Annotated in this window: 1 pseudogene; it reads right to left on the bottom strand. The window is 74.1% G+C overall.

What is annotated here, in order from left to right:
- Positions 1-4 precede the first annotated feature (4 nt).
- Positions 5-15,091 (bottom strand): annotated as a pseudogene (locus tag ACSNOK_RS01500) (type I polyketide synthase); the annotation flags it as partial.
- Between the last annotated feature and the right edge of the window lie 58 nt (positions 15,092-15,149).

The following is a 15,149-nucleotide window of genomic DNA, read 5'->3' as shown; positions in this document are numbered from 1 at the left end:
GCAACTAGTTGGACAAGCCAAGTTCCTTGTCCAGAAACTCGAAAACCTCGTCGGGCGTTGCCGACTGGAGTTCGACCTCTTCACTTCCGGACTCCGCCCCGCCCTGTCTTCCGATCCACTGCGAAAGAATGCTCTGCAACCGCCTCGTAATGCTCTCGCTCAGTTCCTGGTCAGGCGTCGAACTCGACAGGCTGGATTCGAGCCGGTCGAGGTCGTCGAGTACCGGCACCGACGCCGCTTCGTCGTCGATGAATTCGGTACGCAGCCAGGCGGCCACCGCCACGGGGGTGGGGTAGTCGAAAATCAACGTAGCGGGGACCCGCAGTCCGGTCGCAGCGTTCAACCTGTTGCGGATCTCGACCGCGGTCAACGAGTCGAAGCCCAGGTCCTTGAACGCCTGCTGCGCCTGGACCGCCTCCGGCGAGGCGTGGCCGAGCACCACGGCCGCCTCGGAGCGCACCAGATCCGTCAGGACCCGCTCCTGCTCGGCCCGGTCCATCCCGGCCAGCCTGCGGCCCAACTCCCCTTCGTCGGCGGCGGCGTCGGTGGTCGATTCGCCGGCGGCGGCCAGTCGGCGGACCTCCGGCAGGTCGCGCACCAGCGGACTCTGCGACAGGCCGACCGCCGTCGCCGCGAGCCGGGCCCAGTCCACGTCCATCACCGTCACGACGGCGTCGCGCCCGTCCAGCGATTCGCCGAGCGCCCGGACCGCCAGCTGCGGGTCCATCGCGGGCATCGGGAGCCGCTTCATCCGCGACCGGATCGCCTCCTTCGACTCCGCGAGGCCGCCGCCGCCCCACAGGCCCCAGGCCACCGACAGACCGGTGAGGCCCCGGGCCCTCCGGTTCTCCGCCAGGGCGTCCAGATAGGCGTTGGCGGCGGCGTAGTTGCCCTGGCCCGCCGAGCCCAGTGTGGACGCCGCGGAGGAGAACAGCACGAACGCGTCCAGGTCCAGGCCGGCGGTCAGCTCGTCCAGGTGGGCGGCGCTGGCTGCCTTCGCGGCCAGCACCTTCTCCAGACGCGGCGCGGACAGACGATCGACGACGCCGTCGTCCAGAACACCCGCGGTGTGCATCACCGACGACAACGCGGGACCACTACGACCCGTCCACTCCACCAGCCCTTCAACCGCCGACCGCACGCTCACGTCACACGCCACGACATCCACCCGCGTGCCCTGAGCGGCCAAGTCGGCGACCTGCGCCGCGACACCGGACGCAGCGGGACCGGAACGGCTCGTCAGCACCAGACGCGGCGCACCCCGCTCGGCCAGCCACCGGGCCACATGCCCCGCGATCGCACCCGTGCCACCCGTGATCAGCACGCTGCCGCGCGGCGTCCACCGCCGCTCGGTGGTGCGGGCCGGTGCGGGCCGGCTCATCCTGCGGCCGTACACCCCGGCCGGGCGGATGGCGACCTGGTCCTCACCGCCTCCGGCGAGCACGGCCACCAGACGCGCCCCCGCCCGCTCGTCGACGGTCGCGGGCAGATCGACCATCCCGCCCCACCGCTCCGGGTGCTCCAGGCCCACGACCCGGCCGAGCCCCCACACCTGCGCCTGCACAGGACTGCCCGGCGCCTCGTCCGCCACGGCCGCCACCGCACCACACGTCGCCAACCACAACGGCGCGAGGACTTCGGTGTCCCCCAACGCCTGCACGAGAGCCAGCGTCGCCGCCAGCCCCCCGGCCACCACCGGGTACTCCGGCAACGCCGTCTCATCCAGCGCCAGGAGCGACAGCACACCCGTCACGTCCGCGGCCCCAGCGGCCTCCGTGCTCTCCAGTGCCGCTCGCACCCGCGCGGCCACCTCGGCCCGGTCCACGGCTCCGGCCGGCACCACGACCGTCACGGCCGTGGCGCCCCGGGCGCCGAGCGCCACCGCGCACTCCCGCGCGAGGCCGTCCTCGGCGGACCCTTCCGGGGCCACCACGAGCCACGTCCCGGACAGCAGGGCCGGGTCGGGCTCGGCGATGGGTGCCCAGCCCATGCGGTAACGCCAGTTCGCGGTCACCGAGCGGTCCTGCTCGCGGCGGCGCCACGACGTCAGCGCGGGCAGCACCTCACTGAGGTGCCTCTGGTCCTCAAGGGCGAGGGTGTCCGCGACACGTGCCAGGTCGCCGCCCTCGACGGCCGCCCAGAACTCGGTCTCGGCCGCCGTGCCCGACCCGTCCCCGCCGGAGGCCCGCCCGCCGTTCGGCAGCTCCGACAGAGCGCGCGGCCAGTAGCGGTCGTGGCGGAAGGCGTACGTCGGCAGGTCCACCCGGTGCGCGGCGGGCAGCACCTTCGCCCAGTCCACCGCCACACCGTGGACGAACGCCTCCGCGAGCGAGGTGACCAGCCGCGTCGCGCCGCCGTCGTCGCGGCGCAGCGTCCCGCACACCGCGGCGGCCACCGCGCCGGGACCCGCGTCCCGCGCCACCTCCTCCAGCGACTCCGTCATGCCGCCCAGCAGCACGGGGTGCGGGGTGACCTCGATGAAGACCTGGTGCCCCTGGCCGGCGAGGGTGCGCACGGCGCGGTCGTAGTGGACCGTCGCGCGCAGGGACGCGTACCAGTACGCGGCGTCCAGCTCCTCGCCCGTCAGGGTCTCGCCCGACATGGCCGACACCATCGGCACGCGCCCGCGACGCGGCGCGATGTCGGCGAGAACGGACGTGATCTCCTCCTCCAGCCGCTCGACCTGCGCGGAGTGCGAGGCGTAGTCCACGGCCACCATCCGCGCCCGGACGCCGTCCGCCTCCAGCTCGGCCTTCAGCTCCTCCAGCGCCGCCGGGTCACCCGACACCACGACCGTGGCCGGGCCGTTGACGGCGGCCAGCGACAGACGCTCGCCCCAACGCGGCAGCCGCTCCACGACCGACGCGGCGGACAGGCTCACCGAGAGCATGCCGCCAGCACCCGCGAGCACCTTCAGCGACTGCGAACGCAACGCCACCACCCGGGCGCCGTCCTCCAGCGACAGCATCCCGGCCACCGTCGCGGCGGCGATCTCACCTTGCGAATGGCCCACCACAGCGTCGGGGGCCACACCAGCGGCCTCCCACACCGCCGCGAGCGACACCATCACCGCCCACAACGCCGGCTGCACCACATCAGCGGCCACCATCTCCGACGCACCCGACAGCACATCGGCAAGCGACCACGACACATAAGGCGCCAACGCCCGCTCGCACTCGGCGAGACGCGCCGCGAAAACAGGGCTACAGGCGTCCAACTCCCGCCCCATCCCGATCCACTGCGAACCCTGACCCGCGAACGCGAACACCACCCGCGCGTCCGGCCGAGCCACTCCCGACACCACCGAACCCGCGGACACGCCCGCGGTCAGGCTCTCCAGGCCCGACACCAGTTCCGCCCGGTCGCCGCCCACGACGACGGCCCGGTGCTCGAAGACCGAGCGCGTCACCGCCAGCGACCACGCCACGTCCGCCGGCTCCGTCCCGGGGCGCGCGGCCACCCATTCCCGCAGCCTGCCCGCCTGTGCCGAGAGCGCCTTGGGCGACCGGCCCGACACCACCCACGCGGTGGGCCCGGACACCACCGGCGCCGTGGCCGCCGTGCCGCTCCCGGCGGCGCCCGCGTCCTCGTCCTCCGTCGCGGCGGCCGGGGCCTCCTCAAGGATGACGTGCGCGTTGGTGCCGCTGATGCCGAAGGAGGACACACCGGCTCGGCGCGGCCGCTCGCCGGCGGGCCACGGCACCGGTTCGGTGAGCAGCCGCACCTGCCCGGCCGACCAGTCGATGTGCGGCGAGGGCTCGTCCACGTGCAGCGTCCGGGGCAGTTGCCGGTGCCGGAGCGCCAGCAGCATCTTCATGACGCCGGCCACGCCTGCGGCGGCCTGGGTGTGGCCGATGTTGGACTTCACCGAGCCGAGCCACACCGGACGCCCCTCGGGCCGGTCCTGGCCGTAGGTGGCGAGCAGGGCCTGCGCCTCGATGGGGTCGCCGAGCGAGGTGCCCGTGCCGTGTGCCTCGACCACGTCCACGTCGGCGGGGGACAGCCGGGCGTTCGCCAGGGCGGCGCGGATCACGCGCTGCTGGGACGGGCCGTTGGGCGCGGTCAGGCCGTTGGACGCGCCGTCCTGGTTGATCGCGCTGCCGCGCACCACCGCGAGGACCGGGTGGCCGAGCCGCCGGGCGTCCGAGAGCCGCTCCACCACGAGCATGCCGACACCCTCGGACATGCCCATGCCGTCGGCCGACGCGGCGAACGCCTTGGACCGCCCGTCCACCGCGAGCCCGCGCGCCTGGGAGAACGCTACGAACCCGTCGGGGCTCGCCATGACGGTGACCCCGCCGGCGAGGGCCAGCGAGCACTCCCCCGCCTTGAGCGCCTGGCAGGCCATGTGCAGGGCGACCAGGGACGAGGAGCAGGCCGTGTCCATCGTCACGGCGGGGCCCTCCAGGCCGAAGACGTACGACAGGCGGCCCGACAGCACGCTGGTCGCGTTGCCGGTCATCACGTGCCCCTCGCTGCCCTCGAACTCCCCGTCGCCGTCGAGGCCGATGCCGGCGTACCCCGACCCGTAACCGCCGACGAACGCGCCGGTCCGGCTGCCGCGCAACGCGGCCGGGTCGATGCCGGCCCGCTCGAACGCCTCCCACGACGTCTCCAGGAGCAGCCGCTGCTGCGGGTCCATGGCGAGGGCCTCACGCGGGCTGATGCCGAAGAACCCCGGGTCGAACCCGCTCACGTCGCGTACGAAGCCGCCCTCCCGGGTGTACGAGGTCCCCGTGTGCTCGGAGTCCGGGTCGTACAGGGCGTCGATGTCCCAGCCGCGGTCCTGCGGGAACGGGCCGATCGCGTCCGTGCCGTCGGCCAGGAGCCGCCACAGCTCCTCCGGGCCGGCCGCGCCGCCGGGGAAGCGGCAGGCCATGCCGACGATCGCGACCGGCTCGTCCGCGACCGCGGCGGCCGCCGCGGCGGGTTCGGCGGTGGGCGAGTCTCCCGCCAGTTCGCCGCGGAGCAGCAGGGCCAGCGCGGCGGGGGTGGGGTGGTCGAAGATCAGCGTGGCGGGGAGCCGGAGGCCCGTCTCCGTCCGCAGCCGGTTGCGCAGTTCCACGGCGGTCAGCGAGTCGAAGCCCAGGTCGGTGAAGGCCCGGTTCGCCTCGACGGCGTCCGCCGAGCCGTGTCCGAGCACCGCGGCGACCTGTGCCCGTACGAGGTCGAGCAGGATCCGGTCCCGTTCGGGGCCCGACGCCCCGGCCAGTCGCCGGCGCAGTTCCGCTCCGGCGTCCGTGCCGGTCGCGGCGGCCTGGGCGGCGACCGCCCGGCGGACGCGTCCGCCGGCCAGGGTCCGCCACAGCGGCGGGATGTCCGTGCTGCGCGCGGCGCGTGTCCGCAGCCCCGCCAGGTCAAGGCGCGCCGGTACGAGGACGGCCTCGTCGCGGGCCAGCGCCGTGTCCAGCAGGGCCAGGCCCTCGTCCGCGCCCAGCTCCGCGACGCCCGACCGGCTGATGCGCGTCAGCAGCCGGTCGCCGAGGTCCCTGCCGATGCCCGCCTCGTGCACCCACGGCCCCCAGGCCAGGGACAGGCCCGCGAGGCCCGCCGCCCGCCGGTGGCCCGCGAGCGCGTCCAGGAAGGCGTTGGCGGCGACGTAGTTGCCCTGCCCCGGCGCGCCGAACACCGCCGCGGCCGAGGAGAACAGGACGAAGTGGTCCAGGTCCAGCTCCCGGGTGAGCTCGTGCAGGTGCCAGGCGGCGTCGGCCTTCGGCCGCATGACCGCCGCGAGGCGTTCGGGGGTGAGCGCCGCGAGCACTCCGTCGTCGATGATCCCGGCGGCGTGGAAGACGGAGCCCAGCGGGCACTCGTCCGGCACGGTCTCCAGGAGCGCGGCCAGCGCGGTGCGGTCGGCCGCGTCACACGCGACGATCCGGACCCACGCGCCGAGTTTCGCCAGCTCCGCGGCGAGCACCGCCACACCGGCGGCGCCCGGGCCGGAACGGCTGGTCAGCACGGCACCGCCGGCGCGTCCCGTCGCCACCAGGTGCCGGGCCACCAATCCGCCCAAAGTACCCGTACCGCCGGTCACCAACAGGGTCCGCGGGGTGCCGGCGGACGGGCCCGTGGGGTGTTCAACCGATGCCGCAGCGCCGGACGGACGGGTGAGACGCCGTCCGAGAGCGCTGCCACCGCGCAGGGCCAGCTCCGGTTCGCCGGTGCCGATGACCGCCGGAAGTACGGCGATCCGCCCGGTATCGTCCGCATCCGGGGTGTCGGCGGCGGAGAGGTCGACGAGGACCAGCCGGCCGGGGTTCTCCGACTGCGCCGAGCGCAGCAGGCCCAGGGCGGCGGCCGCCGCCAGGTCCGCGACGCCCTCGCCGGGCGACGCGGCCACACCGCCACGGGTGACGACCGCCAGCGTCGCCGACTCCAGGGACTGCTCCTCCAGCCACGCCTGGGCCAGCTCCAGCGCCTCGCAGGTGATCCGACGGGCCGTCTCCGGCACGGTCGCGGCGTCGTCCGCGGCGCCGCCGTCGACCGGGGGCGTGCCGAGGCAGACGAGCACCACCGGCGGGGCGGCCTCGCCCGCTTCCACCGCCGTGGACACCGCGTGCAGGTCGGCGAAGGGCCGCACCGCCACGCCCTCGGCGGCCAGCCCTGCGGCCACCCCGAAGCGGTCGGGGCCGATCAGCGCCCACTCCCCCGCCGGTACGGCCGTCTCGGCCACCGGCGCCCACTCCTGGACGAACAGCACGTCGGCCGTTCCGCCGTCGGCGGCCCGGAGCTGCCCCGCCGACACCGGCCGGCTCACGAGGGACTCCACCGAGACCACCGGTGCGCCCGTGGCGTCGGCGGCGGTCAGTGCGAGACCGCCCCGCGCGTCCCGCCGCAGCCGGGCCCGCAGCACCGAGGCCCCGCTCGCGTGCAGTTCCACGCCGGTCCACGCGAACGGCATACGCACCTGGCCGGGCTCGCCGTCGGCGTCTTCCGCGGCCGCGTCGTCCAACGCGGCGGCGTGCAGCACCGCGTCGAGCAGGACCGGGTGCAGCCCGAACGCGCCGGCGTCCCGGGCCACGCTCTCGGGCAGCTCCACCTCGGCGAAGACGTCCTCGCCCCGGCGCCAGGCGGCCCGCAGCCCCTGGAACGCCGGGCCGTACACATCGGCCAGACGCACCGCGTACAGGTCGTCGACGTCCAGTGCCGTCGCGCCCTGCGGCGGCCAGACGGTCAGGTCGTCCTCCACCGCGTGAACGGGACCGGAGGGCGCGACGGTGCCGCCGGCATGCTGCGTCCAGGGCTCGTCGGAACCGTCGGGGCGGGAGAACACCTCGACCGCGCGGCGCCCCTCGGCATCGGCGTCGGCCACGACAACCTGGACCTGCACACCGCCGCCGTCGGCGGGCACCACCAACGGTGCCTGCAACGTCAGCTCCTCCAGCAGGCCGCAGCCCACCTGGTCCCCGGCGCGCACGACCATCTCCACGAAACCGGTGCCGGGCAGCAGAACCACACCGCCCACCACGTGATCGGCCAGCCACGGATGCGTCCGCACCGACAACCGACCCGTGCACACCAGCCCCGCGCCACCGGCCAGTTCCACCGCGGCGCCCAGCAGCGGGTGATCCACCGCGCCGAGCCCCAGCGACACCGCGTCCTGGCCCGCGCCCACCAGGGACAGCGGAAGCATCCCCCGCGGCCAGAACCGTTCGTGCCGGAACGCGTAGGTCGGCAGCTCGACCCGCTCGCCCCGGGGGAGAACGGCGGTCCAGTCCACGGCGACGCCTTGGACGTACGCCTCGGCGAGCGAGGTGACCAGCCGCGTCACACCGCCCTCGTCGCGGCGCAGGGTCCCGCAGACCGCCCCGGGGACAGCGCCCGGACCCGCGTCCTGCGCGACCTCTTCGAGGGTGTCGTTCATCGCGCCCATGAGCACGGGGTGGGGAGTGACCTCGATGAAGACCTGGTGGCCCTGGCCGGCCAGCACCCGCACGGCCCGGTCGTAGTGCACGGTGGCCCGCAGACTCTCGTACCAGTACGCGGCGTCCAGTTCCTCGCCCGTCAGGGTCTCGCCGGACAGGGCCGACACCATCGGCACCCGGCCCTCGCGTGGCGCGATGCCGGCGAGAACGGACGTGATCTCCTCCTCCAGCCGCTCGACCTGCGCGGAGTGCGAGGCGTAGTCCACGGCCACCATCCGCGCCCGGACGCCGTCCGCCTCCAGCTCGGCCCGCAACTCCTCCAGCGCCCCCGGCTCACCGGACACCACCACCGCGGCCGGACCGTTCACCGCCGCCAACGACAGGCGGGTGCCCCAGCGCGCGATGCGCTCTTCGATCGCCGCGGCGGACAGGCTTACCGAGAGCATCCCGCCCGCACCCGCGAGCACCTTTAGTGATCGCGAACGCAACGCCACGACGCGGGCGCCGTCCTCCAGCGACAGCATTCCGGCGACCGTCGCGGCGGCGATCTCACCCTGCGAGTGGCCCACCACAGCGTCCGGCGTGACCCCGGCCGCCTCCCACACCGCCGCGAGCGACACCATCACCGCCCACAGCGCAGGCTGCACCACATCGGCGGCCACCATCTCCGACGCACCCGACAGCACATCGGCAAGCGACCACGACACATAAGGCGCCAACGCCCGCCCGCACTCGGCGAGACGCGCGGCGAACACCGGGCTGCACGCGGCCAGTTCACGACCCATGCCCACCCACTGCGACCCCTGGCCCGCGAAGGCGAACACCACCCGCGCGCCGGGGCGGGCCACTCCGGAGACCACGGAACCCGTGGGCACACCGGCGGCCAGGCTCTCCAGACCGGTCAGCAGTGCGGCGGGCTCCCCGCCGACCACCACGGCACGGTGCTCGAAGGCCGATCGCGTCGTGGCCAGCGACCAGGCCACGTCCGCCGCCTCCAGTCCCGGCCGCGCCGCGAGCCACCCGCGCAGGCGGTCGGCCTGAGCCGCCAGCCCCTCCGCGGACCGCCCCGAGACCGGCCACGCGCCGGCACCCGACACCACGACGGCCGCACCGGCCTCGACCGCTGGGCCGGAACCGCCCTCGGCCGCCGGCTCCTCGGCGGGTGCCTCCTCCAGGATGACGTGGGCGTTGGTGCCGCTCATCCCGAACGAGGACACACCGGCGCGACGCACCCTGTCCCCGACAGGCCACGGCACCTGCTCGTTCAGCAGCTCGATGTCGCCGGCCGTCCAGTCCACGTGCGACGAGGGCTCGTCCGCGTGCAGCGTGCGCGGGAGCCGCTCGTGCCGCAGCGCGAGCACCATCTTGATCACACCCGCGACACCGGCGGCGGCCTGGGTGTGACCGATGTTCGACTTCACCGAACCGAGCCACAGCGGCCGGTCCCCGGCGCGTTCCCGACCGTAGGTCGCGAGCAGCGCCTGCGCCTCGATCGGGTCGCCGAGCGTGGTGCCCGTGCCATGCGCCTCGACCACGTCCACGTCGGCGGCGGTCAGCCGCGCACTGGCGAGCGCCGAACGGATCACCCGCTGCTGGGAGGGGCCGTTGGGGGCGGTCAGGCCGTTGGACGCGCCGTCCTGGTTGATCGCGCTGCCGCGTACCACCGCGAGGACCGGGTGTCCGTTGCGCCGGGCGTCGGAGAGCCGCTCCAGGACGAGCATGCCCGCGCCCTCGGCCCAGCCGGTGCCGTCCGCGTCCTCGGAGAAGGCGCGGCACCGCCCGTCCGCCGAAAGTCCCTGCTGGCGTGAGAAGTCGATGAACGTCCCCGGCGTCGCCATGACCGTGACGCCGCCGGCGAGCGCCAGCGAGCACTCGCCGGACCGCAGCGCCTGCGCGGCCAGGTGCAGTGCCACGAGCGACGAGGAGCACGCCGTGTCCACCGTCACCGCCGGGCCCTCCAGCCCCAGCGCGTACGACACCCGGCCCGACAGGACGCTCGTCGCGTTGCCGGTCAGGAGATGGCCTTCGACACCGGCGCCGGACTGGCCCGCCAGGGTGAAGCCGTAGCCGGACGCGTAGCCGCCGGCGAAGACGCCGGTGGCGCTGCCGTGGAGCGACTGCGGGTCGATGCCGGCCCGTTCCAGCGCCTCCCAGGACGTCTCCAGAAGCAGCCGCTGCTGCGGGTCCATGGCGAGGGCCTCACGCGGGCTGATCCCGAAGAAACCCGCGTCGAACTCCGCCGCGTCCTCCAGGAACGCGCCCTGCGCCACGTATGACGTGCCGTCCCGCTCGCCATCCGGGTCGTAGACGCCGTCCAGGTCCCAGCCACGGTCGGTGGGGAACCCGCTCACCGCGTCGCCACCGGAGGACAGCAGTTCCCAGAACTCCTCCGGGCTGCCCGCGCCGCCCGGGAAGCGGCACCCCATGCCGACGATCGCCAGCGGCTCGTCCGAAGCCGCCGCGTAGGCCACGGGAGCCCCGGCGTCCGTCTGCTCGCCGGTCAGTTCGTCCCGCAGGAATCCGGCGAGGACGACCGGGGTGGGGTAGTCGAAGACGAGCGTGGCGGGCAGGCGCAGCCCGGTCAGCGCGTTGAGCCGGTTGCGCAGTTCGACGGCGGTCAGGGAGTCGAAGCCCAGGTCCTTGAACGCCCGGCGGTCCTCGACCGCTTCGGCCGAGGCGTGCCCCAGCACCACGGCCGCCTCGCCCCGGACCGCCTCGGTGAGCACCCGCTCCTGCTCCGTACGGCCCAGACCGGCGACGCGCCGGGCCAGTTCGCCCGCACCGCGTGCGGCGGCCCCGGCTCCGGCACCGGCGGCGGCCAGCCGGCGGACCTCGGGCAGGTCGCGCACCAGCGGCGCCTCCCACAGCCCGGCCGTGTCGGAGGCGGTCGCCAGCCGGGCCCAGTCCACGTCCATCACGGTCAGCACCGGGTCGGGCCCGTCGAGGGCCTCGCCGAGCGCCCGCACCGCCAGGTGCGGGTCCATCGGCGGCATCGCACCCCGCCGGGCGCGCGCCCGCACGACCTCGCTGGACGCGGCGAAACCGCCGCCCGCCCACGCGCCCCACGCCACCGTCAGACCGGCGAGGCCGCGGGCCCGTCGGGACTCCGCGAGGGCGTCCAAGTACGCGTTGGCGGCGGCGTAGTTGCCCTGGCCCGCGGCCCCGAGCGTCGAGGCGGCGGAGGAGAACAGCACGAACGCGTCCAGGTCCAGGCCGGCGGTCAGCTCGTCCAGGTGGGCGGCGCTGGCGGCCTTCGCGGCCAGCACCTTCTCCAGACGCGGCGCGGACAGACGATCGACAACGCCGTCGTCCAGAACACCCGCGGTGTGCATCACCGACGACAGCGCGGGACCGCTACGGCCCGTCCACTCCACCAGCCCTTCCAGCGCCGACCGCACGCTCACGTCACACGCCACGACGTCCACCCGCGTGCCCTGAGCGGCCAGATCGGCGACCTGCGCCGCGACACCGGACGCAGCGGGACCGGAACGGCTGGTCAGAACGAGGCGCGGTGCGCCCCGGCCGGTCAGCCAGTGCGCCACGTGCCCGGCGATCGCGCCGGTCCCGCCCGTGATCAGGACGCTGCCACGCGGTGCCCAGCGCGCTTCGCCGCGCGGTCGCGCGGCCCGGGCCAGGCGTCGGGCCAGCACACCCTCCGACCGGATGGCGACCTGGTCCTCACCGCCTCCGGCGAGCACGGCCACCAGACGCGCGCCCGCCCGCTCGTCGACGGTCGCGGGCAGATCGACCATCCCGCCCCACCGCTCCGGGTGCTCCAGACCGACGACGCGGCCGAGCCCCCACACCTGCGCCTGCACCGGACGAACCAGCGTCTCGGCCGGCCCGGCCGCCACCGCACCACACGTCGCCAACCACAACGGCGCAAGGACGTCGGTGTCCCCCAACGCCTGCACGAGAGCCAGCGTCGCCGCCAACCCACCGGCCACCACCGGGTACTCCGGCAACGCCGTCTCATCCAGGGCGAGCAGCGACAGCACACCCGTGACGTCGCCGATCTCCACGTCCTGCAACGCCGCGTCCAGCAGGGCCGCCATCTCGGTGCGCTCCACGACACCGGACGGAACCTCGGCCACCACGACCTCGGCACCACGAGCGGCCAGCGCTTCCGCGCACTGCCGTGCCACGTCGTCACCGCCACCGCCACCGCCTGCCGGGGCGGCAATCAGCCATGTCCCGGACAGCACGCGGGAGTCGGGCTCCGTCACCGGGGTCCAGCGGACTCGGTAGCGCCAGTTCACGGTCACCGACCGGTCCAGCTCACGGCGGCGCCATGACGCCAGCATGGGCAGGATCTCGCCCAGATAACGCTGGTCCTCGATCTCCAGCACAGTGGCGACCCGCGCCACATCGCCGCCTTCGACCGCCGCCCAGAACTCCGCTTCGGCCGCGGTGCTCGCACCGTCACCACCCGCGACCGAAGCCGCCGAGGGCAGCGTCAGCACACCTTCCGGCCAGAACCGCTGATGCCGGAAGGCATACGTGGGCAGCTCCACCCGCTCGCCCGCCGGAAGCACCTTCGACCAGTCCACGGCCGCACCGTGGACGAATGCCCGTGCCAGACCCGTCACCAGACCGGAAACCGCGTCCGCGTCGTCGCGCCGCTGGAGCGGCACGAACACACCCTCCTCGCCGCTACCGACACCGGCCACGGCATCCGGACCGAGTGCCGACAACGAACCGTCCGGGCCGACTTCGAGGAACACCGACACGCCCTGCGCCGCCAGCGCAGCCACCGCATCCGCGAACCGCACCGCCTGCCGCGTCTGCGCCGGCCAGTAACCACCCTCACACTCCGAGAGCACCTCACCGCTCAACGCACCCGCCCACAGCATGCGCGGACGCTGATACGTCAGAGCAGCCGCGACCTCCCCCAATTCCTCCAACACCGGATCCATCGCCGGAGAGTGGAAGGCATGCGAGACCCGCAGCCGCCGCACCCGACGACCCCGCTCCCGCCAGAGCTCCACCACCGTCTCCACCGCGCCGGCCTCGCCCGACACCACCACCGACTCCGGCCCATTGACCGCAGCAACCGACACACCCGACACACTCGCCAAACCGGCGAGCACGTCTTCCTCGGACGCGCCGATCGCGGCCATCGCCCCACCAGCCGGCAACCCCTGCATCAACCGCGCACGAGCCCCCACCAGCCGACACGCATCCGGCAACGACAGCACACCCGCCACATACGCGGCAGCCACCTCACCCACCGAATGCCCCACCACCGCGTCCACCGTTACACCGGCGGCCTCCAGCACCGCCGCCAACGCCACCTCGAACGCGAACAACCCCACCTGCGCGAACAAGGTCTGATCCGTCAGCCCCTCATCCACACCCTCCACACCCAGCACGACATCGCGCACCGACGAACCAACGTCCGCGCCCAACTCCAGCTCAAGCAACCCACACACACGATCAAAGACCTCGACGAAGACCGGGCTCCCCGCATACAGACCCCGGCCCATACCCGCCCACTGCGACCCCTGACCGGCAAAGATCAGACCCACCCGAGCACCCTGCCGCGCCACACCCGACACCACCGAAGCAGCCGACACACCGGCAGCCAGCTTCTCCACACCGGAGACGAAGTCCTCGCGGCCACCGCCCACCACCACCGCGCGGTGCTCAAAGGCCGAACGCGTCGTCGCCAACGACCACGCCACATCCACCGGCTCCAGCTCCGGCCGCGACACCAGCCACTCACGCAACCGACCCGCCTGAGCCACCAGCCCATCCGCAGACCGACCCGACACCACCCACGCACCGACACCACCGGAACCGACCACCAAGGGACCGACCACCGGCTCCACCACCGTGCGCTCCTCGGCGGGTGCCTCCTCCACGATGACGTGGGCATTGGTGCCACTGATGCCGAAGGAGGAGATGCCGGCGCGGCGCGGACGCTCCCCGGCGGGCCACGGCACCGACTCGGTCAGCAGCTTCACGTCGCCGGCCGTCCAATCGACGTGCGACGACGGTTCGTCGGCGTGCAGTGTCTGCGGCAGCCGCTCGTGCTGCAGCGCGAGCACCATCTTGATCAGGCCCGCGACACCGGCCGCGGCCTGGGTGTGGCCGATGTTCGACTTCACCGAGCCGAGCCACACCGGACGTCCCTCGGGCCGGTCCTGGCCATACGTGGCCAGCAGCGCCTGTGCCTCGATCGGGTCGCCCAACGTCGTACCCGTACCGTGCGCCTCCACCACGTCCACATCTGCGGCGGTCAGCCGCGCGCCGGCGAGAGCGGAACGGATCACCCGTTGCTGCGACGGACCGTTGGGCGCGGTCAGCCCGTTGGACGCGCCGTCCTGGTTCACCGCGGAGCCGCGTACGACGGCGAGCACCTTGTGTCCGTTGCGCCGCGCGTCGGAGAGCCGTTCGACGACGAGCATGCCCGCGCCCTCGGCCCAGCCGGTGCCGTCCGCGTCCTCGGAGAACGCCCGGCATCGCCCGTCCGCCGAAAGCCCCTGCTGCCGCGAGAACTCCACGAACGTCCCGGGCGAGACCATGACCGTGACGCCACCGGCGAGCGCCAGCGAGCACTCCCCCGACCGCACCGCCTGCGCGGCCAGGTGCAGCGCCACCAGCGACGACGAACACGCCGTGTCCACCGTCACCGCCGGACCCTCCAGCCCCAGCACGTACGACACCCGGCCCGACAGGACGCTCGTCGCGTTGCCGGTCATCAGGTGACCCTCGACGCCGGGTCCCGCCTGTCCCGCCAGCGAGACGCCGATCCCGTAGCTGGAGGCGAAGCCGCCCGCGAAGACGCCGGTGGCGCTGCCCCGCAGGGAGTGCGGGTCGATGCCGGCCCGCTCCAGCGCCTCCCACGAGGTCTCCAACAACAGCCGCTGCTGCGGGTCCATGGCGAGGGCCTCACGCGGGCTGATCCCGAAGAACCCCGCGTCGAACACCGTGGCGTCGCGCAGGAAGGCGCCCTGCGCCACGTACGAGGTGCCGTCGCGCTCCCCGTCCGGGTCGTAGACGCTCTCCAGGTCCCAGCCGCGGTCGGTCGGGAACCCGCTCACCGCGTCGCCGCCCGAGGACAGCAGCTCCCAGAACTCCTCCGGACTGCCCGCCCCACCCGGGAAACGACACGCCATCCCCACGATCGCCACGGGCTCCGTGGCCCGCTCCTGCACCTTGCGCAACCGTGCACGGGCGTCCTGGGCGTCTGCAATGGCCCGCTTAAGGTAACTACGAAGCTTGTCCTCGTCGGACACGGTCGGCTCCCGGGAAAGATGTTCGGCGGTTTCAGGGGCGGGG

The sequence above is a fragment of the Streptomyces sp. URMC 126 genome (assembly GCF_051386555.1).
GTDB lineage: Bacteria > Actinomycetota > Actinomycetes > Streptomycetales > Streptomycetaceae > Streptomyces.
The sequence above is the reverse complement of the archived record's forward strand: the minus strand, read 5'-3'. Positions and strand labels throughout refer to the sequence as shown.